The following is a 26,884-nucleotide window of genomic DNA, read 5'->3' as shown; positions in this document are numbered from 1 at the left end:
AAAATTCCTTAAACTTAAATTTTATCTAACACATTAACCATTTCAAGCGCGCCTAAAGCAGCTTCGCCGCCTTTATTGCCCATTTTGGTGCCAGCACGCTCAATTGCTTGTTCAATGCTTTCGGTGGTTAATACGCCAAATGCAACCGGGATATCATACTCAAGTGATACTTGCGCAAGACCTTTGTTTGATTCGCCAGCAACTAGGTCAAAGTGTGGTGTACCACCTCTGATCACTACGCCTAATGCGATGATTGCATCATACTCTTTTTTTGCTGCAACGCGTTTAGCCGCTAAAGGTAATTCTACCGCGCCTGGTACATAAATAACGGTAATGTCGTCATCAGATACGCCACCAGTGCGTTTTAGCTCATCAACAGCACCTGCAAGGAGGCTGCTACCAATAAAGTCATTAAAACGAGAAATGACAATGGCAAACTTTTTGCCTGGAGCGTACTTATTACCTTCAATAATTTTCATTTGATAACCCTAAAAATAAGTTCAAGCGGTTGCGATTGCGCAAAAATTGCTGCGCATCATACCATAAAAATAAAATAATAGCCTAGTTTAAGCGTGATGCTTATTGTGGCTCAATGTAATCAACAACTTCTAAATGAAAGCCCGAAAGTGCATGGTACTTTTTAGGACGACTCATTAATCGCATTTGTTTAATTCCAAGATCGGCAAGTATTTGCGAGCCTACGCCAACAGTACGAGATGTACCTTTGAATTTACGTGGCGTAACGCTTTCGCCAGCATCAGCTGCCGCGAATGCTTTTACTGTTGCTTCTAATTCTTCAGTGCTTTCTTGCTTACCTAAAATAACTAAAGCACCTTCATTTTTAGCGATATAAGCCATTGCTTCAGAAAGGCCCCAACTACGCTCAGCACTTCTGTCCGAAAGTAGGATATCGTTAAAGGTACTTTGCAAATGTACACGTACATTTGTCGGTTCTTGCTCTTTTATATCGCCTTTAAGCAATACGTAGTGTAATTGGCCGTCAATTGTGTCTTTGTAAGTCACCAAATCAAACTCGCCATGCTCTGTTGGTAACTTACATTTTGCAACTTGCTCAATTGTTGTTTCGTTTAAGTTACGGTATTCGATTAAATCAGCAATGGTGCCAATTTTAATACCGTGCTCTTTCGCAAAGACTTCTAAATCAGGGCGACGCGCCATGGTGCCATCAGCATTAAGTATTTCAACAATAACAGATGATGCTTCAAGCCCAGCCAAACGCGCTAAATCACAGCCAGCTTCAGTGTGTCCTGCGCGAGTTAATACGCCACCAGGTTGTGCCATAATAGGAAAAATATGCCCCGGCTGCACAATATCACTTGGTATTGCACCTTTAGCTATAGCAGCTTGCACTGTGCGCGCTCTATCTGCTGCTGAAATACCGGTTGTAACACCCTTTGATGCTTCTATCGACATTGTAAAGTTAGTCGAAAATGCTGCACCATTGTTTTTAACCATTAACGGTAAATCAAGTTGCTCGCAACGCTCTTGCGTCATGGTTAAACAAATTAAACCACGGCCATAGGTAGCCATAAAATTAATCGCTTCTGCGCTAATATGCTCAGCAGCTATTATTAAATCGCCTTCATTTTCTCTATCTTCATCATCCATTAAAATAACCATTTTACCGGCTTTAATATCGTCGATGATTTCTTGCGCGCTGTGTAAATTCATAAATTTGCTCGTGTAAGTTATCAGTTTCGTTATTTAATAAAACCCGCTTTAGCGAGTAAGCTCATCGAAATATCAGAGCCCGTTGGTTGCTCTGCACCTTTTATAAGGCGCTCTAAATAACGTGCAATTTGATCGACTTCTAAATTAACTTGAGTGCCTACTTTAAAATGAGCAATTGTGGTTTGCTCACTCGTATGTGGGACAATTGTTAATTTGAATTTATTACCTTCTACAGCGTTTACTGTCAGGCTTATACCATCAATACATACCGAACCTTTGTACGGAATGTATTTCATTAAATTTTCTTCGGTTGTAAGCCAATACTCTGTTGCTCGAGCGTTTGCTGTAATGCTTGTAATCGTTGCTATGCCATCAACATGGCCAGATACTAAATGACCGCCTAAACGCGAAACAGGTTGCATGGCTTTTTCAAGATTCACCGTTTGCCCTAAAGCATAGTGAGTAAAACCGGTTAAACCAATCGTCTCGTTAGATAAATCAGCACTAAAACCGTCAATATGTTTATCAACTACGGTTAAGCAAACGCCATTGGTTGCAATGCTGTCGCCTAGCTTTACGTCTTTCATATCAAGGTCAGCACTTTGGATACGAATGGCTAAGTCGCCTTGTTTTTTTTGTAATAAAGCAATTTTGCCTGTGGCTTCTATTATCCCAGTAAACATAGCGCTACTCTTTTTATTAAGTGATTTTAATGAGTTTTTAACGCGGTGATACGTAAGTCGTCACCAATGCGCGCACATTCATTAAATGTTAAATCAACGGTGTTTTGCATACTCGTCAATTCAGGAAAATTAACTAAACTTTTTGCATCATGGCCCATTAGTTTAGGCGCTAAATAAAAAACAAACTCGTCAACTAAATTAAGCTCTGTCATTTTACCAGCAAGTGTTGCGCCAGCTTCAAGCCAAACATTATTAAACTGCAGTTGCCCAAGTTTTTCTAAAACGGCTTGTAAATCAACTTTACCGTTACTTTCACTGACTTCAATATGCTTTACAAAATGCGGCCATTGCAATGATTTATCAACCTTAATGGTAAATATAATTACATCACTTTGGATTTCAAATAAAGCAAGGTCAGGTGTTAAACGGTTTTGAGAGTCAATTATAACACGCACGGGCTGGCGAAGCGGCAAATCAGTAGGCAGTGTGCAAGGCAGCTCACTTAGTCGCACATTAAGTTTAGCATCATCGACTAACACGGTATCGGCACCGGTTAGAATAGCGCAGCTTTTCGCTCGGTATAGCTGTACGTCTTGGCGAGCAGCGGGGCTTGTGATCCACTTACTTTGCCCATTTTTAAGCGCTGTTTTACCATCAATACTTGCTGCCATTTTACAGGTCACATAAGGTAAGCCTTGTTCCATACGCTTAAAAAAGCCAACGTTAAGTGCCCGCGCTTGTGATTCAAGTAACCCATAAGCAACGTCAATACCGGCGTCGCTCAATATTTTAAGGCCTTTGCCTGCAACTTGTGGGTTTGTATCAACCATAGCGGCAATTACTTTTACTACGCCCGCCTTTTTTAAGCCTTCAGCGCACGGTGGCGTACGCCCATAATGACTACACGGTTCAAGCGTTACATAAGCCGTTGCACCTTGTGCATTTTTTCCAGCGATTGCCAGTGCATTTACTTCAGCATGACCTTGACCTGCTAATTGATGAAAACCCTCACCAATTATTTGATTATTTTTAACTAATACACAGCCAACATTAGGGTTCGGCGTGGTAGTAAACCGGCCTTTTTTGGCTAGTTCTATGGCGCGTGCCATATACATTTCGTCATGTTCAGTAAAAGTAGTTTGGCTTTGCATTGTTACTCCCCTAAGCGGGCAATTTCTTCGCCAAATTCACGTATGTCTTCAAACGAGCGATAAACAGAGGCAAATCTTACATACGCTACTTTATCGAGCTTTTTGAGGGCTTCCATAATGCATTCACCAACCAAATGGCTTGAAATTTCTCGCTCGCCTGTAGCGCGCAACTGCGATTTTATTATATTCACTACTTCGTCTACTTGCTCTGTGCTCACTGGGCGTTTTTCGAGTGCGCGATTTAAGCCATTTAATAATTTATCTTCGTTAAATGGTTCGCGGCTGCCGTCTTGTTTAATAACACGAGGCATAACCAGTTCAGCGCCTTCAAATGTAGTAAAGCGCTCATGGCAGTCGTTGCACTCACGGCGCCTGCGAACTTGATGGCCTCCACCAACAAGGCGTGAGTCAATAACTTTAGTATCTTTTGCGGTACAAAATGGACAATGCATAGCTCGGTACTTCCGTTTTAAAACAAAAAAGACCGCTAAATAGCGGTCTTTTATCTTAGCAAAAAAATAGGGCCTGTTGACCTTTCAGGATTAAATTTGTTCTATCTAGGGGCGATTTAATCGCGGCGCGAGGTTTGTAACCTAGTGGGCTAAGTAAAAACCGAGCAACAAAGAGTAAATCGCCCCTAGGACGAACCCGAAGGCAGTGCATGTTTGGCATTTATGCTGCGTTGTCGCCTATTTGTGTGGAGTAACCACACTACATAGACTCTGCCTTGCCTAAAAACCAAACATACTACTGCAAATTAAACCTCGAAAGATAAACAGGCCCCTAGCCTATGTGATCTAAATTACTGCTGCTTATGCAATTAAGCGTATACAGGTAATTTTGCACAAATTGCTTTAACTTTTTCTTTAACTTGCGCCTGTACAGATTCATCAGTGATGTTATCTAGTACGTCACAAATCCAGCCAGCAAGCTCTTTTGATTCTTCTTCTTTGAAACCACGACGAGTGATTGCAGGAGAACCAATACGCAAACCAGATGTTACAAATGGAGAACGTGGATCGTTTGGCACTGAGTTTTTATTAACTGTGATATTAGCGTTACCAAGGGCTGCGTCTGCATCTTTACCAGTAATATCTTTATCGATCAAATCGAGTAGGAATAAGTGGTTTTCAGTTTTGTCAGATACGATTTTGTAGCCGCGCTCTTGCATTACAGCAACCATTGCTTTTGCGTTTTTAACAACTTGTGTTTGGTATACTTTAAATTCTGGTTGAAGCGCTTCTTTAAATGCCACTGCTTTTGCTGCAATAACGTGACATAAAGGGCCACCTTGGCCACCAGGGAAAACTGCGCTGTTAAGCTTTTTATAGATTGCTTCGTCGCCACATGCAGAAATAATTAAACCACCACGAGGACCAGCAAGTGTTTTATGCGTAGTTGTAGTTACAACATGTGCATGAGGAACTGGGCTTGGGTAAACCCCTGCCGCAATTAAACCTGCAACGTGAGCCATATCAACAAACAGGTAAGCACCTACTTTGTCAGCAATTTCACGGAATTTAGCCCAATCAACAATACCTGAGTACGCTGAGAAACCACCAATAATCATTTTTGGTTTGTGCTCAAGTGCTAGTGCTTCAACTTGTGCGTAATCAATTTCGCCCGTTGCTTCATCTAGTCCGTATTGGATTGCATTGTAAAGCTTACCAGAGAAGCTTACGTGAGAACCGTGAGTTAAGTGACCACCATGAGCTAAGCTCATACCTAATACAGTATCGCCTGCTTCTAATAGCGCTAGAAAAACAGCAGCGTTTGCTTGCGAACCAGCATGTGGCTGTACGTTTGCGTAGTCAGAACCAAATAATTCGTTAGCACGGTCAATTGCTAATTGCTCAACAACATCTACATGCTCACAACCGCCATAATAACGTTTGCCTGGGTAACCTTCTGCGTATTTGTTAGTAAGCTGTGAACCCTGTGCTTCTAGTACACGTGGGCTACAGTAGTTTTCAGATGCAATTAGTTCAATGTGCTCTTCTTGGCGAGCAGTTTCTTTAGTGATTGCGTCAAATAACTCTGGATCAAAATCCGAAATATTCATGCTACGTTCTAACATTGGGGTCTCCTAGGGCAACGTGTATGGTGTTTTTTAGAGGCTTTATTGTACGCTTTAAACGACTCTTTGCCTACGCTCTTAAGTTGAGGATATTTAAACAGGGATTGAAACTATTTCACAGACTTTTTAAGATGATATTTTTTAATAAGTACATAACTATTTTAAATGCATTTCATTTTTCACATTTAATTAGCTAATGAAAGCCTCTCTTTTTTGAATTATAATTTATAAAAAAAGCGGCCATAGCCGCTTCAATTGTTATTTTTTATTATCCTAGCTTTGCAAGAATTTCAGTACGCAAAGCATCGTAATCGGCGTTTATATCGCTTGCTAGACATGGTTTTGCTAATGCATCACTAAGTGGTTTTGGCATATCCAATTCAATATTTAAAATATCCTCTACGCTTTCTTTAAACTTAGCAGGGTGAGCGGTCGCTAAAAAGATACCCGCTGCACCAGGCGCTCGATTTTCAACAAGACCTTGGTACGCAATAGCAGTGTGAGGCTCTGCAACATAACCCGTTTGTTGAATTTTTTTCATCACCGATTGCGTGTCTTGCTCGTTTACGCTAGTTGAATAAAAGTTATCGTAGCTAAACCAGTTATTATCTAACATTGTTTGCACACGCGGCCAGTTGTTTGGCTTACTTACATCCATTGCATTTGAAAGCGACTCAAGTGTTGCGTTTGGCGTCCACGTTTTATCAAGCATAAAGCGCGGCACAGTATCATTTTGGTTGGTTGTTGCACTTAATTTACCTACAGGTAAGCCAATAACCGCACCAATCATTGCAGCACATACATTACCAAAGTTGCCACTTGGCACTGATATATGCGCTGTTGCGCGTTTTTCTTTTGGTAGTTGTGCAATGGCCTCAAAGTAATAACAAACCTGAGCAACTAAACGGCTAATATTAATTGAATTAGCAGAATTAAGCCCAAGTGTTGATTTAACTTCTTCATCTAAAAAGGCATTTTTAACCAACTCTTGGCAATCATCAAAACTGCCCTCAACTGCGTAACAATGAATATTGTTACCTAGCGTAGTAAATAGCTTTTGCTGAGCAAGTGAAATTTTGCCTTTAGGATATAAAATTACTACGTCGATATTTGGTTTGTTGTAAAAAGCATGCGCTACAGCTGCACCAGTATCGCCCGATGTTGCGGTTAAAATAGTTACTTTTTCATCTTTATTAAATTGCGCCAAACACTCTGCCATAAAGCGACCACCAAAGTCTTTAAAAGCAAGCGTAGGACCATGAAACAACTCTAAGCAGTATGTATTCTCTTCAACTTCCACCAGCTTAACTGGAAAGTTAAATGCATTTTTAACCATTTGTGCAACAGTGTCGCTTGGTAGCTCATCACCAATTAGGTGAGATAATATTTTGCCACTGCGTGTAACAAAGTCCATATCAAGCAATGCATCAACATCGGACAGTGGGGCAAGGGTTTCAGGAAAAAACACACCTTGATTACGACCCAAACCTGTTTTTACGGCTTCAACGAACGACACTTTTTGTGAGCTATCTTTTAAATTATGTAATTGCATGACTACCTATCCTATAAAACTGTTAATTGACGCGTGCCGTCGTTATCTAATTTACAAATGTGGCAAAAGCCTTGCTCGTTAATGTAATTTTCCTCTAACCACTGTGCGCATTGCTGCGCAGCTTCAAGTGTTTTACATACACTAAACAAGGTGGGTCCTGCGCCCGAAATACTCACTATTTCAGCGCCCAGCGTTGGCAAGCTTGCTTTAGCTTCACTAAAGCCTTTAATAAGCGGTGCGCGGTAAGGTTCTGCTATTTCATCTTTCATTATGCTTAGCGCATCGTCAAAACGGTTAGTTAACAGTAGGCTACTAAATGCCGATAAACGCTGTGCAAACTCAACACTTGCATGCATGCTCAACTCTTTTGGTAAAACCGAGCGCGCTTTTGCAGTGTTGAGTGAAAAACCAGGGAACGCAGCAACGTAGTACCAATTATCATCAACAGGCAGTGCAATCGATTTATCAGGGATTAAATCACCTGTTAATTGCAAACCACCTAAATAACATGGCGTGATGTTGTCGTAATGACGACCGCCGCTTACCACAGCTTCAAAGTCAGCCATAAGCTCAATAAGCTCAACCTGACTCAAGTTAGTTTGTGCAAACTTATCAAGAGCTGCAAAGGTAGCCACTACCGAACATGCACTGGATCCAAGTCCAGATCCAATTGGTAAATTTTTTTTAAGCTCGAGCTTTACGCTTGGCATATTAGGCGCAACATGCGCTCTAAAATGCACTAAACACTGGTACGCTAAGTTTTCATTCGCATCACTTGGTAACTTGTGAGCGTAGTCGCCAGTACAAATAAATTCGTCACTTGGTGCTGCACTTACAACAGCTACATCGCCTAATAAACTACCATCAATTGGCGCAAGCGCTGCGCCAAGTGCATCAAAACCCACTGCAAAATTACCAATAGACGCCGGAGCATATACTTCAATCATAACGAGCTCCTAGCGCGATAGTGTTTTTAAAATATCAGCAAATACACCCGCTGCTGTTACTTCAGAGCCGGCACCATAACCACGAATTACAAACGGACGTGGCTGGTAGTATTGGCTTAAAATAGCCAGCGCGTTTTCGCCATCGCGAATTACATTAAGCGCATGTTTTTCATCAACAGCCTCAATACCTACTTTACAGTGACCTTCTTTAATTGTACCTACATAACGAAGTACCTTACCTTCGCTCGCAGCACTTTGAATGCGGTCATTAAAATCAGCATCTAGGCTTGGTAGTTTTGCCATAAACTCATCAACGCTATCACCTTGTGCAAAACCTTGTGGTAATACTGACTCAACTTCGATATCGCTTAGCTCCAACTTCATGCCGGCTTCGCGAGCAATGATCAATAACTTACGTGCTACATCGGTACCCGATAAATCATCACGAGGGTCTGGCTCAGTAAAACCGCTTTCTTTGGCTTTAATAGTTGCCTCAGAAAGTGATAAACCATCTTGAAGTGCGCCAAACATATACGAAAGTGAGCCTGATAAAATACCGCTAAACTCTAATAACTCATCACCCGCACCAAATAGCGACTGTAAGTTATCGATTACTGGTAAGCCTGCACCAACGTTAGTCTCGTATAAAAATTTACGATTATTCTTTTGCGTTGCCGCAATTAAATCTTGGTAATACGTGTATGAGCTTGTTGTTGCTTTTTTATTAGCAGCAACTACATGAAAGCCTGCATTTAAAAAGTCTACATACTGCGCAGCAAGTGCATCTGAAGATGTACAATCTACTAATACCGGATTCACTAAGTGGTTTTGCTTAACAAATTGCTCTACTACCTTTAAATCAAATGCTTGCTCAGATGAGGCTAATTTTTGCTGCCAATCACTAAAAGCAATGCCTTCGTTATCAAGGTGTAATTGACGAGAGTTAGCAACACCGTACAAGTTGAGTTTAATATTACGCTTTTCAAGCCAAGCTTGTTGACGTTCAAGCTGATTAATAAGCTCTTGCCCTACTAAGCCACAACCTAGTAAAAACACATCAATTGACGGCACATGTGTGAAAAAGTTTTCATGGCATATTTTTACGGCGTCATTACATAACTCACCATCAATTACCGCAGAAATAGCACTTTCTGTAGAATCCTGTGCAATTGCCACAATATTTACTTGCGCTTGTGCAAGCGATGCAAAAAACTTAGCTGCTAAACCACGGTGTGCGCGCATGTTATCGCCCACTAAAGTAACAATGGCTAAATTGCGCTGCACTTGTACAGGCTCAATAAGCCCTGCTTGTAATTCAAGCTCAAATGCAGTTTGTAGCGCATCGAGTGCAAGTGCTAGGTCTGTTTCGTGCACACAAAAACTAATGCTAAATTCACATGATGATTGCGTGATCAATACAATTGATACGTTATCGTGAGCAAGCGCGTTAAATACCTTAGACGCCATGCCTACTTTACCTTTCATGCCAGGGCCTGAAACAGTTAACATTGCAAGGTCTTGTAAGCTAGAAAGCGCTTTTACGGGCTCATCAGATGAATAATCGTTACCAATTAATGAGCCTTGTGCGTCTGGGTTATGCGTATTTTTAATTTCACATGGCACGCCTGCTTTAGCACACGGTAAGATTGTTTTAGGGTGAAGTACTTTTGCACCAAAGTAAGAAAGCTCCATCGCTTCTTTATAAGATAAAAAATCTACTTTAGTGGCTTTTTTAATATAACGAGGATCAGCGCTATATACGCCATCAACGTCAGTCCAAATTTGGCAAATCTCAGCTTCTAAACATGCCGCAGCAATAGCTGCTGAGTAATCTGAACCATTACGGCCAAGCGTTGTAAGCTCACCTTTATCATTACTCGCCGTAAAACCAGGCATGATATAAATAGTTGCAGGGTTTTCTTTAAGCACAGCTTGAAAGCGAGCTTTACTTGCCACTAAATCAGCTTCTGCATCAATGTAGCCACCCGTTGAAGCAATACAGCTTGTTGCTTCTAAGTACTTTGCATCTTGCGAGTTCAATAAAGCCTGCATTAAAGAAACACTAACGCGCTCTCCAAAGCTAATTACAAATGCGCGAACTTGATCAGGGCAACACTGTATAAGCGACACGCCATCTAATTTATTTTTAAGTTCCCTTAGGTCTGGCCAGCTTGTAACTACTACGCCACTTTTTTCAACGTCAGCTTTCAAGCCTTCACAACGGCTAGCTAATGCTTGCCATTGCTGCGAAAAATCTAAGCCTTGCTCTGCCTCACTTGCTAACGCAACTAATGAATCGGTCATTCCACCTGGAGCAGAAAGCACCAATAACATTTCATCTTTTAGCTGTGTTTTAACTAATTGAGCTACCTGCTGAAGGCAAGTAAAGTCGGCAAGCGACGAGCCTCCAAATTTTAAAACGCGCATTGTTTATGTTCCTCATCCCATAAAACGAAAAAAGGCCTGTGTTCTAAGTGAACACAGGCCTTTAAATTTGTTGCACCGACCTATGCCACTATCCAGTAAGAATGGTGGTTGTAATAATAATGGTCAGTACGCGATTAATTGTTTTCATAGGTTAAGACTGCCTTAACAAAGGCTATACTGTCAACCCCAAATTAAAAGATAAAACAGCCTTTTTGAACATGAAAAAACCTAATGAATGCCAAATTTATGCAAAATATTATTCATGCGGGTTTTATCTATTGGTTTATTTATAAAATCGATAGCGCCTAATTGAGTAACTCGTAACTTCATTTTGTCTTGAATATCTGCCGATATGACGAGCACAAAACACTCTATTTTATTAGCTTTGATATACTCAAGCACTTGAACTCCATCAACTTCAGGCATAGTTAAATCCAAACATAACAAATCAAAATTATGAGTATTTAATAGCTCAATAGCTTGTGCGCCATTTATTGCTTGCTGAATATCTGCATCAAGACATTGCTGCAAACATCGAATAACTTGCTTACGAGCCACGGTTGAGTCATCACATACTAAAATAGAAAAATTCATAATATTTACTACTGTATTAAGCGTAATTAAATTTGTTAAAAAACAGCTATCCATAGCAACTTTATTTTATCTTATCACGGTCTCTTTATAAGCAAACAAAGTAATGGTAATTATTTACTCTTAAATTTTCACCCTACGATAAACTATAGTACTAGGCGTATTGTTCTTACATAACTAAACGTGCTCATTTCGGTAGCTAATCAGATACAAAGTTTGTAACCTAACCGCTAAGTAAAAATGTCGGGCTCTGGTTATGCATTCCTTGCTTGAAATCAAACATGCCGAAGTGAAATAAAGCTAAAGACTTAATGTAATCAGAAAATAAATTTTGATTACATTAGGGCGTGTTGATCTTTGCGGTATAAAAAACAAACAGCATAAGGATAAGGTATAATTGAATTCGCTAAAAAACGTTACACCGAACCCTCATGCCAAGATTAATGTTAACAGACGCGACATGGAATGTCTTATCAAAAGTAATGCACTTAAGTGGTCGAATTTATAATAAGCCTGAGCATAGAAAAACGCTCGAAGGCATACTCTATAAGATGCGTACCGGTATTCCTTGGCGAGATTTACCGTCTTATTTCGGCTCGTGGAGTGCTATTTATAGACGATTTAATTTATGGTCCAAAAAAGATATTTTGAATGAATTATTTCGAGTGTTATCCCACTATGCTGATATGGATTGGATCTTTATTGATGGCAGTATTGTCAGGGCTCACCAGCATAGTTGCGGTGCAAGAACCGCTGACAATGAATCAATCGGTAAGAGTCGAGGTGGTAATTCGACTAAAATTCATCTTGCAGTAGATAGCGGAGGATTGCCTGTTTATTATGAATTATCCTGTGGAAATACGCATGATATCGTCCATGCAGAGTCACTTGTAGCCAATTGCCCAACGAGTAATGTTGTTGTCGCAGATAAAGGCTACGATAGTGAAAAACTAAGAGAGTTTATTCGTGACAATAGCGCTACACCCGTTATTCCACGCAAGGATAACAGTTTAGTGGGTAATGAAGATATTGACTGGTGCATGTACAAATATAGGCACTTAGTTGAGAATGCCTTTGGTCGGATCAAACAATATAGAGGGATAGCCACACGGTATGAAAAGCTTGAGCGGAATTATCATTCCATGCTCGCTTTAGCATTCACTATGATGTGGCTACCAATATGGGCTGATTAATATATATACTACAAAGATCAACAGCCCCTAACAGAAATCATTATTTAACTAAGGGGGGAAAGTTAAATATCTGAGATACATTTCCGACTTTTAACACTTTTTAATAAGTAAAAATTAATTTTTATTTATTTTTATTTATTTTTACGCCTTTATTGACTAGCTTTTATATAAACCGCAGTTATTTAACTCAACCCAAGGAACCATAAATCACTTATGTTACAACAAAGCCTTTCTAAAAAGTTGCTGACCAGTGTGCTATCGGTCTATTTTTTGCTTACCTTTGTGGTCACTTGCGGACAAGTTATTGCCGAATATGTAAACACTAAGGACTATATAAGAGACGAGCTAACTACTTTACAAAAAACCTTTAGCCGAAGCCTAACCCGCGCTATTTGGGAGCTGAATATAAAGCAAACCATAACAACTGCAGAAGGTCTGTTAGCTATTCCTATGATTGAAGGTATTATTGTCCGTGATGATAGTGGTGAAGTAATTTCGCAACTCGGCCGTTCTCTCGATATACATAAACTTTACAGCCAACAGCTAGTACAAGAAGAAGTCATGTTAGAGGACTCTAAGTCTGGTTTGTTTGGTTATACTTTTCCGCTTATTTTTGAGTTTTCAGGCAGAGCAACGCAAGTTGGCGATGTGACGTTATTTTCTAGTCGTGAAGTCGTTTTTAGTCGAATCATGGTTTCAATCTACTTTTTGATTGGTAACGCAATGATTAAAACTACTTTTTTAATCATTCTATTTCTAATGGCATTTAGAAAGTTACTCACAGACCCTTTATCTCAGCTAACAGATCAAATAGAAAACCTCGAATTAGACGAACTTGAAGGGCAACATATAGAAATCGAAACGGAGGAGCATAATGAACTCAACGTTATGGAACAATCGTTTAATAAATTAATAGATAAAGTAGTCCAATACCGTCTAGAGCTCGAGCAAGCACAAAAAGAACTCATTATTAGTAATGAGAAGCTAGATCAACATAACATTCAATTAGAACAAGATGTAGCACGTAAAACATCAAATTTAAGCCAAGCAATGATGGATCTACAGCAGCAAAAATATGAATTAGAAAAACAAAAAATTGTACTTACTGACGAAGTTGATCTTCGTAGAAGTACAGAGCAAGAGCTGCTAACAAAACAAACTGAACTAGAACGCTATGTTGAAGAATTAAGTCTTGCACAAGAACGCTTACTTGGCACTGAAAAAATGGCTGCATTAGGGGGACTCGTTGCTGGGATAACTCATGATATAAATACCCCTATAGGAATTGGGGTGACTGCAATTTCGTTTTTACAAGAACGCTTAAATCAGCTTGAAGCCGCCTATAAAGAAAAAACGCTTTCGCCGAAAGCCCTTGAAGAGTTCATTAATGACGCAAAGCAAAGTACGAGTTTGCTTACAACTAACCTTGATAGAGCCTCAGAACTAATTGCAAGTTTTAAACAAATAGCCGTAGATCAGGCAAGTGATGCAGTAAGAACGATCAATTTTAAAGACTACGTGAACGAGGTGATCCATTCACTTCATCCCAAACTCAAAAAAACGTCTCATAAACTTCATCTAGAATGTCCTGATGACTTAGTTTTAAATTTACCTGCGGGGGCAATAAGCCAAATTTTCACTAACCTAATAATGAACTCGCTAATTCATGGTTTTGAAAATATAAACAACGGCATTATAGATATAAAAATAGCCAGCGACGAAACATTTTTAACTATTGATTATAAAGATAATGGGAGCGGTGTTACAGAGCAACAACTTAAAAAGCTGTTTGACCCTTTTTTCACAACAAAACGAGATCAAGGCGGTAGTGGGCTTGGTACACATATAATGTTCAATTTAGTAAAACAAACTTTAAGTGGTTCAATTGAAGCGATTAGCGAACCAGGTGAGGGTTTGCACTACCATATACAATTCCCTAAAAACATGCCTAAACCCCTGCCTATTTTTAATCAGAATTAAATTGGCAGGAATAAAATCAAGCATTTCGAGATAGTGATTTTATTGTTATGATTGTGCAAATTTTTCAAATGGATCAGTACCCCTATGTGGTTTAGTAACCTTATATGTTATCGCTTTAAACAAGACGTTTCATACACGCAAGAAGATTTCGACAAAGCATTAGAGCAAGATTTATTTCGTCCATGTACAGGCCAGGAGCTTTCTACATTTGGTTGGACAAAAGCATTTGGAAAGCACGGTGAAACACTATCGCATTTTTCTCAAAAAAGTATTTTAGTCTGCGCTAAACGTGAAGAAAAGGTACTACCAGCATCAGTTATTAATGAACTTGTCGCTGAAAAAATTGACTTAATTGAAGCTGAAGAAAACCGTCCAGTTAAGAAAAAAGAAAAAGACGAATTAAAAGAAAACATTCTTCATGCTCTTCTACCTCAAGCATTTAAAAAATCGAGCTTACAATTTGCATTTATCGACCAAGAAAATGGCTGGGTAGTTGTTAATAGTGGCAGCTTTAATAAAGCCGAAGAGCTACTTGCATTGCTTCGTAAATCACTTGGTACGCTACCAGTAGTACCTGCATTTGCAAACTACGACTTGGATGTATTTTTAACTGATTGGTTAACTAACTTTAGTACACCGGAAGGCTTTGCTATAGGCTCAGACGCAGAGCTTGAAGAAGCAGATGACAGCGGAGCACAGGTAAAGCTTAAAGGTCATGACTTGTCGTGTGACGAAGTTAAATCACATCTTGAAAGTGGCAAACGCGTAACTAAACTTGCTCTAGATTGGCAAGAACGCGTTAAGTTCATGCTACAAAATGATGGCTCTATTAAGCGCTTAAGTTACTCAGAAACATTAAAAGAAGAAAATGCGGATATCCCAAAAGAAGATATGGCTGTAAAACTAGATGCTGACTTTATTTTGTCATCAGAAGAGATTAAGCAACTTCTTGAAGAACTTACTCTTGGCTTAGGTGATTCTGACGATTTAGCTAAACCTGAACTCTAACTTAGAACTCTAACTTAGAACTCTTTAATATTCTAAGAGCAAAGGCAAACTTTCGTATTAATAGCTAATTGCCAGAAATAAATACGCCGTTCATTTAAAATGAACGGCGTATTTATTTGTAACTATTCAGCCACATTTTCAATAAATATATCAGGTAACTGATTTTTGAAGAGTAATTCAAGGGCTAGGCTTGCTGATACATGCTGTTTTCTGCAAGTCGATAGGTAGCTTCTGATTAAACAAAACATCTCTGCACCTTGCATGCTTCTGAAGCACCCAGATATCTTTTGATGAACCTTGGTCATCCTAATATCATTCTCACCTTGGTTGTTGCTAAAAGGCACCGCTGTTTCCGTCATGAACCGTAAGACATCATCTTGATAATCTCTTAACCGCTCTAACAACGCTCTAGACTTTGTTCGTTTCAATCTGCCTCGCTGGCCTTTTACTCGGCTGTTTCTATCCGGTGGAGGGCATTTAATGTCACCTTGAGCCAATATTTGTTGATATTTCTCTATATAGTGAGCTTTTGTGTCTGCATCTAGCTCGGGGTTATCTATTTGATGTTTATTGATTTCAGTCAGTAGGGTTTGCAAATCCTTTGCCCATTGCATACCGTCTTGCTCCCATGCCCTTTCTAACTCTCGGATATGATGTGCATTACACAAGGCATGTTGGCACTGTGTATATTGATAATACGGTTTCCAGTGGTCGTGGCATAGTACCCCAGTAAAGTGAGGTAAAATATCGGCGTCATCCATCGCTATTTTCCCTCTTTTCTCATGCGGGTAAAAATACGTCCACCACGTCGTTGATGCACCATGAAGCCATCGTCGTTTACCACCTATATTAATCCCCGTTTCATCAACGTGTAAGGCTTGATAAGTCGTTTTCAGGGCTTTCTTGAGCGCGGCTTCTGCGCCGGAGGACTTTACCAAGGCCGCTGCTTGTTCATTAAAGTTAAATAAACTACCCGCACTGATTGGAATACCGAGTTGATCACAAAAATATTCTTCAATGCGGTTGTAAGGGAGTAATTGATATTGGGATAGGTAAACTGCATGGGCTTTTACACCAACCCCATATTGAATAGGACTGTTAACGTCTTCTGGAAATTCACCAATAAAACGCTTACCTTGCTCATTTTCCAGAATTTGTGCTTGGTATTCAGTGACCACTTTCCTGATATCTATATCGACAACCTGTCGTTTTTGAAAGCCAATTTCACGGTAGTGACCTTTCGGTAAAAAATCACGTTCAACTAGGATGATTTTGATCTCATCAGGCGTCTGTGTTTGGGTTAGTGTTTTACCTGCACGGCCTTTTTGACCACCCGCTGACTTGGCTGATTTCTCTTTGTTTTGTTTTTTTCGGTTGATGTCTTTTGATGGCGGGATACTGCTATTGTTACTGTTAAGTCCTAATTTACTTGCTAACATAACAACGACAACCAGAATGAGTTCAATAGACATCTTCAGCGCAGGCGTGAGAGTTTTACCTTCTTGTAATTGAGCTTTGGTTTTCTCAACGATTTCGTCGATGTTGATGCTGTTTAAATTCATTGAAGCTAGGGCTATTAGGTCATAGCCCTAGCTTGGCATACTGGCGGGATCGGTCAATAGTTAAAAAAGATCCTTTGAAAATAATTTACCATGGTGAATAGTTACATTTATTTTATCTTTTTATACCAATCTGCTTGTATATGGGGTCTATTTAACGTTAAGTGAATTACGCTAGAACTAGGCAAAAATTTTTGTATCTAGTTGTTTTAAATAAAAATTTTCACGACGTTATAGTGCAATTTAATTCGTTAAATTGATCAAAGATTTATGCAGGTTGGTATTACTTATGAATCTTACTTTTCTAGCAAAATATCATGTATTTTTGCAAGGTCAGATTTACCTGCAATAATTTCATCTGGTGTTAAACCCGATAGTTCATGCGGAAACACCAACCACTCTTCAGACTCATGAATATAGTAATCTGGCACTGTATCTACTTTTGAGTTTTTTGGTTTGTAATATGGGCATGCGATACGAATATCACGTGGCAAGTTTAAACGCATAAGCTCTGAAAGTTTTTCTTTTAATGCAACAATACTACGACCAGAATCAAATACATCATCAACAATTAATAATGAATCGCCTGCATTCGCGTTTTCAACTATGTAATGTAAACCATGTACTTTAATTTCTTTCGATTGTTTACCAATACCGTAATAAGACGAAGTACGTACTGCAATGTGGTCAGTCTCAATGCCTTTGTAATCGTAATATTCTTGAACAGCAATACCGATCGGTGCACCACCTCGCCAAATACCAATAATAAAATCAGGACGAAAGCCATCTTGGTATACTTGTGCCGCTACGCGGAACGAATCTTCAAGCAGTTGTTGAGCTGTGATGTAGCACTTATCTGACATAATTAGAAACCCCAGTGGTGGATATAACGCTTGAGCGCAGCTTAGAGTTAAGCAGAAATTAAACTCAAACAGGTATTGGCGACGGATTTTACCGCAAATGAAATAAAATTGCTTGCTTCACGTACAAAAAAATAGGCACCAAGTGGTGCCTATTTATTCAAAGTATAAAAAGCATAAATTTAGTAAATACTATGCTTTTTCTAGTAAAGTTCGCGCAACTGTACGCATACCTTGAGTAGTTGCACCCGCTGCCCACTGACTTGTGCTGCCCATGTTAAACGCAGCGGCTAAATCTATGTGTACCCAACCTTTGCCGTCGTTTGGCACAAAGCGTGATAAGAAGCCAGCCGCATTTGATGCACCGCCGTAACCGCCACCTTTTTGTGCACGGCTATTCGCTGTGTCTGCATAAGGGGATGGGCAGTTTTGTTGATGCCATTTTTCAAGAGGTAATGGCCAAGCCGCTTCCATTTCTTGAGATGCAAAACCTTCAACTTCGCGTGCAAGTTCTTTATCAAGTGCAAATAGTGCATTGTACTCTTGGCCAACAGCAACAAGCGCTGCACCGGTTAGTGTTGCGGCATCAATAATAAGTGGAGCGCCAGTCTCCCCTGCGGCCATTAAGCCATCAGCAAGTACTAAGCGACCTTCAGCATCGGTGTTTACAATTTCAACTGTCGTGCCATTTTTATAAGTAAGAATGTCACCTAATTTGTATGCATGACCTGAAATTAAGTTTTCAGCACAACATAAAAACAGTTTAATACGCTTTTCAATACCACGGTTAATAGCCAATGCTAAACCTGCAGTTACTGTTGCAGCACCGCCCATGTCGCACTTCATACCAAGCATTCCTTCGCTTGATTTAATTGAGTAACCACCTGAATCAAACGTAATACCTTTACCTACAAGCGCTGCACTTACTGGAGCATTTTCATCGCCTGTTGGGTTGTAATCAAGTTCTAACAATACTGGTGGGCGTTCACTGCCACGACCAACAGCATGGATACCAATCCATTGTTGCTCTAGTAAGGCATCGCCTTTAATAATTTGGTAACTTACATGCTCAGGCGCTAATGATTGAATAAACTCAGCCGCTTTTTCTGCAAGGCTTTCAGGATAAATGTCATCGGCAGTGCCGTTAACCATTTCACGCGCCCAAATTGCTGACATTTTTAAGTGAGCAAGTTCTTTAATATCTGATTGTGCGTTATCAACAAACTCAACACCGTTTAACGATTTTGGTGTTACAAAACCTTGATAAAAAGCCCACTGACTTTCTGTACACCAAGTATCGCCTGCTAGTTCAACGTTTTTAACGCCTTGGCTTGCAATAGTACGACCTGCTTTTTGAACATTTTTCAATGTTTCTTGCTCAGACAAATGCACTGTTGCACCGCGCTCATTAAAAGACAATGACGCATTATCGCCCCAATGACTCGCTGCTGCTTGTTCGCTTAGTTGAACAACAAATTTTTCACTCATGTTAGAATACCCTTGCACTTAAATGTGCCACCGAGTTTACTATAGAGTGCTTAAGTTCCCAACAGCTTGAGATAAATAACATAAACCACACTGCTGTGCAGTATTTACGCTTTGGAATTTATCATGAAATACACGCCAACTCTGCAACCTGCCATCTTATTAAGGCGCTACAAACGGTTTTTAGCTGATTTACAATTAAGTGATGGCAGCGAATTTACCGCCCATTGTGCTAATACAGGTAAAATGATCGGATGCGCTGAGCCAGGCTTTGCTGCTTTTTATTCAACGAGCGATAACGCAAAACGAAAATACCCGCATTCATTAGAGCTGACGCAAAATAATTTATCGCAGCTTATTTGTGTAAATACAGCGGTGGCCAATAAAGTAGTAGAAGAAGCAATAAACAATAATGTGATAAGCGAGCTACTCGACTACAGTCAATTGCAAAGCGAAGTAAAGTACGGCAGTGAAAATAGCCGCATAGACTTTTTACTCACAGACGAAAATAAACCTGATTGCTACGTAGAAGTTAAATCAGTCACATTACTAAGCCAAGATGCACCACAAAGTGGGCAAGGCTACTTCCCAGATGCGCAAACACTGCGCGGACAAAAACATATTCGCGAACTAATAGAAATGATCGAACAAGGTCACCGAGCAGTATTACTGTTTGCTGTTTTGCATGAAGGAATAAATACAGTAAGTGCAGCTGCGCATATTGATGAAAAGTACGCCATGCTATTAAGCCAAGCAATTGTGGCGGGGGTTGAAGTATTAGCATACAAAGCAAAGATTTCAGCAAATGAGGTTTTGCTTCATAAAAAAATAGCATTTGTAAAATAATGTATAAATACAAACAATTAAACTAGTCTTACTGTTGAAATGACAAAGACTCGAAAATAGTCCTTGTTAAATTGTACAAATCAGCTTGTTTTTAAAACTTTTGCCCACATAACTAGGCAAGTTTTAAAGAGCGAATACATGAGTTAATAAAAGTGTAAATAGACTATTAATACACTTTTTGATCAGTGAACATGGTTGAAGCTAATTCGATTAATTAAAAATAAATTTGCCTAGGGTATAAGATTCTGTTATTTATACCGCCGGCTAATGCTGAGGCATTAAATTAAGGATTTAGGAGAGAGTTATGCCAGACCAAAAGAAACATGGTTTATTGGCTCAAGCCGGTTTAGAACCATACCAAGAAAAACCAGGTGAAGAGTACATGAATGATGCACAACGTGCACATTTTAGAGCGATTTTAGAAGCTTGGCGTAATGATTTACGCAATGAAGTTGACCGTACTAAATCGCACATGCAAGACGAAGCTGCTAACTTTCCTGACCCAGTTGACCGCGCTGCACAAGAAGAAGAGTTCTCTTTAGAACTTCGTACTCGTGACCGCGAACGTAAATTAATCAAAAAAATTGAAAAAACAATTAACCTGATTAAAGAAGATGATTTTGGCTTTTGTGAGTCTTGTGGCATCGAAATTGGCATACGCCGCTTAGAAGCGCGTCCTACTGCCGATTTATGCGTAGACTGTAAAACACTTGCAGAAATCAAAGAAAAACAATCTGGACGCGGCTAATTAACCTCTATTAATTAGTTATGTCTCCTACAGCCGTTACTGTGCCAGTGCGTAAATATCGCGGTCGTTTTGCACCGTCTCCTTCTGGGCCATTACATTTTGGCTCACTTGTGGCGGCTGTGGGTAGTTACCTTGATGCAAAAGCAAACAAAGGTAAATGGTTAGTCCGTATCGAAGATATAGACACTACGCGCGTTGTAAAAAATGCCGACTCCGATATTCTAAATACCTTACACGCTTATGCCCTTTACTGGGACGAACCGGTTGTTTATCAAACACAGCGCTTGCCTTTATATCAAGATATTACCCACTCACTTTTAAAACAAAAGCTTATTTATGGTTGCACCTGTACTCGCAAACAAATAAAAACCATTGGTGGTATTTATCAGGGACATTGCAAAGTACTTGATCACAGCACTGAATCCGGTGCACTTCGCTTAGTTCAACAACATCCAACGACTCAATTTAGTGACTTAATCCAAGGTGATATAACGGTAAATAGTCCCCTTGCCCATGAAGATTACTTAATTAAACGTAGCGATGGTTTATTTGCTTATCAGCTTGTAGTGGTTGTTGATGATATTGATCAAGGGATTAATCGAATTGTAAGAGGTGCAGATTTAATTGAACCTACTGCTCGGCAAATTAGTTTGTTTAAACAACTCAACAGCCCTGTACCTGAATTCGCTCATTTACCTTTAGCGGTTGCCAAACCTGGCTTTAAACTGTCTAAACAAAATTATGCACCCGCAATTAGTAAAAACAATCCAAAACCTGCATTAATCAGTGCATTTGAGTTTTTAGGACTACCTGTAATTGCTGATCTAATCGATTTAAATATTGAACAATTAGTCGCTTGGGGAGTTAAAAACTTTAGCTTAAAACAGGTGCCACACGTTCCCGAAATACAGATTTCTCAGCATCCGACGAGTCAAGCCATCCAATTTACTCAACTAAGTAAATAAAAATCGCTAAAAACGGCTTAATTTCAACACATCAACTTAATTTTTAAACCCTGCTGGTATATGATAGCCGCCTAAATATATGCTATTTACGTTAAACAGCTTGTACTGGGTTATAACTTCCCTATTTGCTGTAATTTTTGATTGCGATGACAAGTCAATCAACACCTTCTAGGAGACAGACTATTATTTCCAAGCTTTTTCAATTTTGCCGACAAATAATCGGCCCGAATACCAGTGCAAAAAGCGCTTCGGTAAGCAGTGAACCTATTGTTGTCACTCGTGGTGAGCATGGTATTTCGCGCAAACAATTTAGCCCAAATGCAATCAAAGTACTGTACCGTTTAAAAGATGGTGGTTACGACGCCTACCTAGTTGGTGGTTGCATTCGCGATATATTGTTGGGCCAACAACCAAAAGATTTTGATGTAGTAACCAATGCAACGCCAGATCAAGTAAAGAAACTTTTTAGAAACTGTCGCTTAATTGGTCGTCGCTTTCGCTTAGCACATATCGTATTTGGTCGTGAAATTATAGAAGTCGCAACGATGCGCGGACATCACGAAGCGCCAGAAGATAAAAACCAAATAAGCCAATCGAGCGATCAAGGTCAATTACTACGTGATAACGTATTTGGCAGTATTGAAGAAGATGCAGAGCGCCGCGACTTTTCAATCAATGCACTTTATTACTCAATCAATGATTTTAGTATTCATGATTACGCAAACGGCTTAGCTGCAATTAAAGCCAAACAAATTGAGCTCATTGGTGACCCTGAAACTCGCTACCGTGAAGACCCTGTTCGTATGTTACGTGCAGTGCGTTTTGCCACTAAACTTGATATGAGCATCGCACCGAAAAGCGAAAAACCAATTACAGAACTAGCAAGTTTGCTTGATAACATTCCGCCAGCTCGCTTGTTTGAAGAAGTACTTAAACTGTTTTTAAACGGTAAAGCTGAAGCTAACTTTTTAATGCTGCGTAAATACGGTTTATTTAAATCGCTATTTCCAGACCTTGATAGCATTTTAAATAAAAAGCCTGGTGGGCTAGAGCACACACTTGTTCAGCAAATGTTTCAAAACACCGATGAACGTATAAATGCCGATAAAAAAGTAACACCTGCATTTATTTTTGCAGCGCTACTTTGGTTTCCATTATTAGCACGAACTAAAGAAATTCAAGAACAAGAGCAACTCGTTGAATACGATGCTTTTGCTCAAGCAATGAATAAAGTATTGAGCGATAGCGCTCAGCACATTGCAGTTCCAAAACGCTTTACACTAGGTGCTCGCGACATTTGGCATATTCAGCACCGTTTAGATAAACGAGCAGGGCAACGCGCTTACAGACTAACGCAACAGCCTCGCTTTAAAGCCGCTTATGACTTTTTGTTATTACGTGTTGATGCAGGTGAAACACAGCACACCGAATTAGCACAATGGTGGACACAGTATCTAGGCCAAGACATTAACGGCCAAAAAGAGATGGTTAAGAACCTAGGTCACCCTGGCGGTCCTAAACCACGAAAGCGCACACGCCGTCGTGCACCTAAAAAGCCTGCTGAGTAATACCATGCATTGTGTTTATTTGGGTTTAGGTGCAAATCTAAACTCACCAAAAGAGCAGCTTGATAACGCCGTTATTGCGCTTAAAAAGTTGCCTCACTGTGAATTTATGAGCGTATCGCATTATTACGCCAGTAAACCTATGGGTCCACAAGATCAACCCGACTACATAAATGCCGTTGCATGTATTAAAACAAGCCTTGAGCCAGAGCAATTACTTGATTTAACACAAAGTATAGAGCTTGAGCACGGTCGAGTTAGAAAAGCAGAGCGTTGGGGGCCACGCACTCTTGATATAGACACCCTATTATTTGATGATCAAATCATAAATACACAGCGCTTAACAGTGCCTCATTATGGTTTGAATAATCGCGAGTTTGTAGTGTATCCACTATTAGAGCTTGCACCTGAACTTATTTTACCTAGCGGCGTTGCATTAAAAACCATTGCAAAAAATTTACCGCTCAACGACTTACAACAATTACCTCTGTAATTAACCTAGGCTCAGCCTGCGAGGAATATTATGTCTAAAATAACTGTTTCTACTTTAAATAAAATGAAAGCAGAGAATAACAAAATTACTGCGTTAACGGCATACGACGCCAGTTTTGCAAAGTTATTTCATGATAACGGCGTTGAAGTTATTTTAGTGGGCGACTCTTTGGGCATGGTACTTCAAGGTGGCGATGACACGCTTGGCGTAACCAATCAAGATATCGCATACCATACACGTTGTGTGCGCGCTGGTAGTCGTGAATTATTTGTAATTGCCGACCTGCCTTTCATGACCTATTCAAGCGTAAGTGATACCTGTAAAAATGCAGCTGAGCTTATGCGCGCTGGCGCAAACATGATTAAGCTTGAAGGCGGAGAATGGCTTTACGAGAGTATTAAAACGCTTACCCAACAAGGTATTCCAGTTTGCGGGCATTTAGGCCTTACACCGCAGTCAGTGCATGTATTTGGTGGCTTTAAAATACAAGGTCGCGAAGAAGACAAAGCACAAAAAATGATTGATGACGCAAAAGCACTAGAAGCTGCTGGCGCACAATTATTAGTACTTGAATGTATTCCTAGTGCATTGGCAAAACGCATTACAGACGCTCTAAGTATCCCAACTATTGGTATTGGTGCTGGTAGCCTAACTGACGGCCAAATACTGGTAATGCACGATCTAGTCGGTATTTCAGCTGGGTATATTCCTAAATTTTCTAAAAACTTTTTGCTCGAAACAGGCAATATGCCTGCAGCCGTTCAAAAATATTGTACAGACGTTAAAAGCGGTGCATTTCCTTGCGCTGAACACGAGTTTAAATAATGCAGTCAATCACTGAAATAAAATCATTACGCAGCCAAATTAAAGCATGGCGACAAGCAGGTCTTAGCGTGGCATTAGTACCAACCATGGGAAACTTACACCGAGGGCATTTTTCGCTAGTCGAAAAAGCAAAAACACTGGCCGACAAAGTGGTTGTGAGCATTTTCGTAAACCCTATGCAGTTTGGTGCTAACGAAGATTTAGATAACTACCCTCGTACACTTAACGAAGACAAACAAGGTCTTGCTGAGCTTGAAACCGATATTGTATTTACTCCAAGCGTAGAAACAATCTATCCTAACGGACTTGGTGCACAAAGCTTTGTCGATGTGCCTGACATTTCATTAGGCTATTGCGGTGGTTCACGCCCAGGGCATTTTAGAGGCGTTGCAACAATCGTTACTAAGTTATTTAATCTAGTACAACCTGATTATGCCTGCTTTGGTGAAAAAGATTTTCAACAGCTGCAAGTCATTAAAACCATGGCACGCGACTTATCAATTCCGGTTGAAGTGATTGGTGTCCCTACAATGCGAGAAGTTTCTGGCCTTGCTATGAGTTCACGTAATGGTTATTTATCTGAAGAGCAAAAAACGACTGCAACCGTATTATTTAAAACGCTTAATACATGCGCAGAACAGCTAAAAAGTGGCGAGAAAGACTTCGTAAAACTTGAAAGCTTAGCTAAACAGAGCTTAGAGCAAGCTGGTCTAAAGCCAGACTATTTTGAGATAGCTCAACAAGATACATTAAAAACTGCTACACTCAAAGACACCAAGTTTGTTATTTTAGCTGCTGCCTATTTTGGTAATGTTAGATTAATCGACAATATTCAGGTCGAAATTTAATATTATTGCGACTCCATTTTTAAGGATTAAACATGCACAATTTAATAAAAACAAGCGTAGTTGCCCTTACTTTTGCATTTTTAGCTGGTTGTCAAAACCAAATACAAAACCCTGAACTTAACCAGTGTGCTCAACAAAACTATCAATGTGAAACTACCTGTGAACAGCAGTCAAGTGGCGAAGGCTTAAAGCAACAAGTATGCTCTGGCAAATGTGTTGAAAGCTACAATCAGTGTAAAGTACAAGCCGAAAAATTAGGTGGTATATAAGCGTTTAAAATACTTGGAGCTGTTTATCTTTCAGGCCCTTAATTTTAGGCACAAAAAAACCGCTCAATGAGCGGTTTTTTTATTGCTTATAGTTTATTAATTTAAACCTAGCTTTTTAAGCTCTACTTCTACGAGCTTTGCCGAAAGTGGTACATAACCATCTTTTTCTACAATTTGTTGACCATCTTGCGAAAGCACCATTTTTAAAAATTGTGCTTCGATAGGCGCTAATGGTTTATTTGGGTGTTTATTCACGTAAACGTATAAGAAACGAGATAGCGGGTATTTACCTTGAGCAACGTTATCAAGAGTCGCATCAACAAAATTACTGCCTTTTTTAGCCAATGGAACAGTACGTACACCCGACGTTTTGTAACCAATGCCTGAGTAACCAATTGCATTCAATGATGATGAAATTGACTGTACTACCGATGCAGAGCCTGGTTGTTCATTTACGTTGTTACGAAAGTCACCTTTACACAATGCTTTCTTTTTAAAGTAACCGTAAGTACCTGATACCGAGTTACGTCCGTAAAGTTGAATATCTCTTGCTGCCCAGCTACCAGTTAGGCCAACTTCACTCCAGCGGTTAACTTGCTCTGGTGCTCCACATTTACGAGTCGATGAAAAAATAGCATCTACTTGGTCAATACGAAGACCTTCAATTGGGTTATCTTTATGAACATAAACCGCTAGCGCATCAATAGCAACGCGCACTTCTGTTGGTTTATAACCGTAACGTTTTTCGAACGCTTCGATTTCTTTTGATTTCATTTTTCGGCTCATTGGGCCTAAGTTAGCTGTACCTTCAGTCAATGCCGGTGGTGCAGTAGAAGAACCTGCGGCCTGAATTTGGATATTTACATTTGGGTAAATACGTTTGTACTCTTCAGCCCAAAACGTCATCATGTTGGCTAAAGTATCAGAACCTACCGATGAAAAGTTGCCTGAAACACCACTAATTTTTTGATATTCAGGAATGTTTTTATCTAGTGCAACTGCTTGCGCAGATACGAAAGTTGTAACAGCCACACCCATTGCGGCAACTAAATTTTTAAATTTCATGTCGGGTTCCCCGGTTTGTTCGTCTCATTTACTAACTGTTGCCCACTCTAAAGTG

General features: G+C 39.8%; 25 protein-coding genes. 11 read left to right on the top strand and 14 right to left on the bottom strand.

Annotation, left to right across the window (positions count from 1 at the left end):
• Window positions 1-14: 14 nt before the first annotated feature.
• The 10 genes from ribH to AC0VZ4_RS03670 all read right to left on the bottom strand — a co-directional run bounded on the left by ribH (window position 15) and on the right by AC0VZ4_RS03670 (window position 11,123).
• Window positions 15-479, bottom strand: coding sequence for a 6,7-dimethyl-8-ribityllumazine synthase (ribH, locus tag AC0VZ4_RS03715; RefSeq protein ID WP_002961753.1), 465 nt, complete (start codon window positions 477-479; stop codon window positions 15-17).
• Between the two features lie 100 nt (window positions 480-579).
• Window positions 580-1,692: a bifunctional 3,4-dihydroxy-2-butanone-4-phosphate synthase/GTP cyclohydrolase II gene (gene ribBA, locus AC0VZ4_RS03710; RefSeq protein ID WP_475440942.1), complete on the bottom strand. Its 1,113-nt coding sequence runs from the start codon at window positions 1,690-1,692 to the stop codon at window positions 580-582.
• Between the two features lie 29 nt (window positions 1,693-1,721).
• Complete coding sequence (locus tag AC0VZ4_RS03705) at window positions 1,722-2,375, bottom strand: riboflavin synthase (RefSeq protein ID WP_475440941.1); 654 nt, start codon at window positions 2,373-2,375, stop codon at window positions 1,722-1,724.
• Window positions 2,376-2,401: 26 nt separating this feature from the next.
• Window positions 2,402-3,526 carry a bifunctional diaminohydroxyphosphoribosylaminopyrimidine deaminase/5-amino-6-(5-phosphoribosylamino)uracil reductase RibD gene (gene ribD / locus AC0VZ4_RS03700; RefSeq protein WP_033032242.1) on the bottom strand — a complete coding sequence of 375 codons (1,125 nt, stop codon included), beginning with the start codon at window positions 3,524-3,526 and terminating at the stop codon, window positions 2,402-2,404.
• Between the two features lie 2 nt (window positions 3,527-3,528).
• The gene (nrdR, locus tag AC0VZ4_RS03695; RefSeq protein ID WP_002961761.1) at window positions 3,529-3,978 is read right to left on the bottom strand and encodes a transcriptional regulator NrdR; all 450 of its coding nucleotides are present in this window, start codon (window positions 3,976-3,978) and stop codon (window positions 3,529-3,531) included.
• 368 nt (window positions 3,979-4,346) lie between these two features.
• Entirely contained in the window at window positions 4,347-5,603 is a 1,257-nt protein-coding gene (glyA, locus tag AC0VZ4_RS03690; protein ID WP_008137971.1) for a serine hydroxymethyltransferase, read from the bottom strand.
• A gap of 268 nt (window positions 5,604-5,871) precedes the next feature.
• Window positions 5,872-7,155 carry a threonine synthase gene (gene thrC, locus AC0VZ4_RS03685; protein WP_033041212.1) on the bottom strand — a complete coding sequence of 428 codons (1,284 nt, stop codon included), beginning with the start codon at window positions 7,153-7,155 and terminating at the stop codon, window positions 5,872-5,874.
• 11 nt (window positions 7,156-7,166) lie between these two features.
• Window positions 7,167-8,102: a homoserine kinase gene (thrB, locus tag AC0VZ4_RS03680; RefSeq protein ID WP_475440940.1), complete on the bottom strand. Its 936-nt coding sequence runs from the start codon at window positions 8,100-8,102 to the stop codon at window positions 7,167-7,169.
• Window positions 8,103-8,111: 9 nt separating this feature from the next.
• Window positions 8,112-10,529 carry a bifunctional aspartate kinase/homoserine dehydrogenase I gene (thrA, locus tag AC0VZ4_RS03675; protein WP_475440939.1) on the bottom strand — a complete coding sequence of 806 codons (2,418 nt, stop codon included), beginning with the start codon at window positions 10,527-10,529 and terminating at the stop codon, window positions 8,112-8,114.
• A 228-nt stretch (window positions 10,530-10,757) separates the two neighbouring features.
• A complete protein-coding gene (locus AC0VZ4_RS03670; RefSeq protein WP_188085272.1) occupies window positions 10,758-11,123 on the bottom strand; it encodes a response regulator in 366 nt (121 codons plus the stop codon).
• A gap of 428 nt (window positions 11,124-11,551) precedes the next feature.
• Here AC0VZ4_RS03670 and AC0VZ4_RS03665 point away from each other — a divergent pair, with 428 nt between their 5' ends.
• The 3 genes from AC0VZ4_RS03665 (at window position 11,552) to rdgC (ending at window position 15,301) form a co-directional block, all read left to right on the top strand.
• On the top strand, window positions 11,552-12,313 hold the full coding sequence (locus AC0VZ4_RS03665; protein WP_475439610.1) for an IS5 family transposase: 762 nt from the start codon (window positions 11,552-11,554) through the stop codon (window positions 12,311-12,313).
• A 213-nt stretch (window positions 12,314-12,526) separates the two neighbouring features.
• The gene (locus tag AC0VZ4_RS03660; protein ID WP_475440938.1) at window positions 12,527-14,293 is read left to right on the top strand and encodes an ATP-binding protein; all 1,767 of its coding nucleotides are present in this window, start codon (window positions 12,527-12,529) and stop codon (window positions 14,291-14,293) included.
• An 84-nt stretch (window positions 14,294-14,377) separates the two neighbouring features.
• On the top strand, window positions 14,378-15,301 hold the full coding sequence (rdgC, locus tag AC0VZ4_RS03655; RefSeq protein ID WP_007377477.1) for a recombination-associated protein RdgC: 924 nt from the start codon (window positions 14,378-14,380) through the stop codon (window positions 15,299-15,301).
• Window positions 15,302-15,423: 122 nt separating this feature from the next.
• On the opposite strand, the gene tnpC is transcribed toward rdgC, so the two are convergent.
• The 3 genes from tnpC to pepB form a co-directional block, all read right to left on the bottom strand.
• Window positions 15,424-16,863, bottom strand: coding sequence for an IS66 family transposase (gene tnpC, locus AC0VZ4_RS03650; protein WP_475439674.1), 1,440 nt, complete (start codon window positions 16,861-16,863; stop codon window positions 15,424-15,426).
• 293 nt (window positions 16,864-17,156) lie between these two features.
• Window positions 17,157-17,723, bottom strand: a complete 567-nt coding sequence (locus tag AC0VZ4_RS03645) for a phosphoribosyltransferase (RefSeq protein WP_007377478.1) — start codon at window positions 17,721-17,723, stop codon at window positions 17,157-17,159.
• A gap of 189 nt (window positions 17,724-17,912) precedes the next feature.
• Window positions 17,913-19,208: an aminopeptidase PepB gene (gene pepB / locus AC0VZ4_RS03640; protein WP_475440937.1), complete on the bottom strand. Its 1,296-nt coding sequence runs from the start codon at window positions 19,206-19,208 to the stop codon at window positions 17,913-17,915.
• Window positions 19,209-19,331: 123 nt separating this feature from the next.
• Here pepB and sfsA point away from each other — a divergent pair, with 123 nt between their 5' ends.
• The 8 genes from sfsA to AC0VZ4_RS03600 all read left to right on the top strand — a co-directional run bounded on the left by sfsA (window position 19,332) and on the right by AC0VZ4_RS03600 (window position 25,764).
• Window positions 19,332-20,051: a DNA/RNA nuclease SfsA gene (gene sfsA, locus AC0VZ4_RS03635; RefSeq protein WP_475440936.1), complete on the top strand. Its 720-nt coding sequence runs from the start codon at window positions 19,332-19,334 to the stop codon at window positions 20,049-20,051.
• Window positions 20,052-20,355: 304 nt separating this feature from the next.
• Window positions 20,356-20,799 (top strand): RNA polymerase-binding protein DksA, encoded by a 444-nt coding sequence (dksA, locus tag AC0VZ4_RS03630; RefSeq protein WP_007377481.1) that lies wholly within the window; start codon window positions 20,356-20,358, stop codon window positions 20,797-20,799.
• A gap of 20 nt (window positions 20,800-20,819) precedes the next feature.
• The gene (gene gluQRS / locus AC0VZ4_RS03625; RefSeq protein ID WP_475440935.1) at window positions 20,820-21,764 is read left to right on the top strand and encodes a tRNA glutamyl-Q(34) synthetase GluQRS; all 945 of its coding nucleotides are present in this window, start codon (window positions 20,820-20,822) and stop codon (window positions 21,762-21,764) included.
• Between the two features lie 146 nt (window positions 21,765-21,910).
• Window positions 21,911-23,332 carry a polynucleotide adenylyltransferase PcnB gene (pcnB, locus tag AC0VZ4_RS03620; protein ID WP_007377484.1) on the top strand — a complete coding sequence of 474 codons (1,422 nt, stop codon included), beginning with the start codon at window positions 21,911-21,913 and terminating at the stop codon, window positions 23,330-23,332.
• Between the two features lie 4 nt (window positions 23,333-23,336).
• Complete coding sequence (folK, locus tag AC0VZ4_RS03615; protein WP_033040306.1) at window positions 23,337-23,822, top strand: 2-amino-4-hydroxy-6-hydroxymethyldihydropteridine diphosphokinase; 486 nt, start codon at window positions 23,337-23,339, stop codon at window positions 23,820-23,822.
• A gap of 30 nt (window positions 23,823-23,852) precedes the next feature.
• Window positions 23,853-24,647, top strand: coding sequence for a 3-methyl-2-oxobutanoate hydroxymethyltransferase (gene panB / locus AC0VZ4_RS03610; protein WP_008137984.1), 795 nt, complete (start codon window positions 23,853-23,855; stop codon window positions 24,645-24,647).
• Window positions 24,647-25,495, top strand: coding sequence for a pantoate--beta-alanine ligase (panC, locus tag AC0VZ4_RS03605; protein ID WP_475440934.1), 849 nt, complete (start codon window positions 24,647-24,649; stop codon window positions 25,493-25,495). The genes panB and panC overlap by 1 nt, the downstream gene beginning before the upstream one ends.
• A 32-nt stretch (window positions 25,496-25,527) precedes the next feature.
• Window positions 25,528-25,764 carry a hypothetical protein gene (locus AC0VZ4_RS03600; RefSeq protein WP_475440933.1) on the top strand — a complete coding sequence of 79 codons (237 nt, stop codon included), beginning with the start codon at window positions 25,528-25,530 and terminating at the stop codon, window positions 25,762-25,764.
• Between the two features lie 96 nt (window positions 25,765-25,860).
• Here the strand turns inward: AC0VZ4_RS03600 and AC0VZ4_RS03595 are convergent, their stop codons facing one another.
• On the bottom strand, window positions 25,861-26,829 hold the full coding sequence (locus AC0VZ4_RS03595; RefSeq protein ID WP_007377489.1) for a PstS family phosphate ABC transporter substrate-binding protein: 969 nt from the start codon (window positions 26,827-26,829) through the stop codon (window positions 25,861-25,863).
• Window positions 26,830-26,884: the final 55 nt, after the last annotated feature.

The sequence above is a fragment of the Pseudoalteromonas sp. QJM3NY_22 genome, assembly GCF_056173065.1.
Note: the sequence above shows the minus strand (reverse complement) of the source record. Positions and strands in the feature narration are given on the sequence as shown.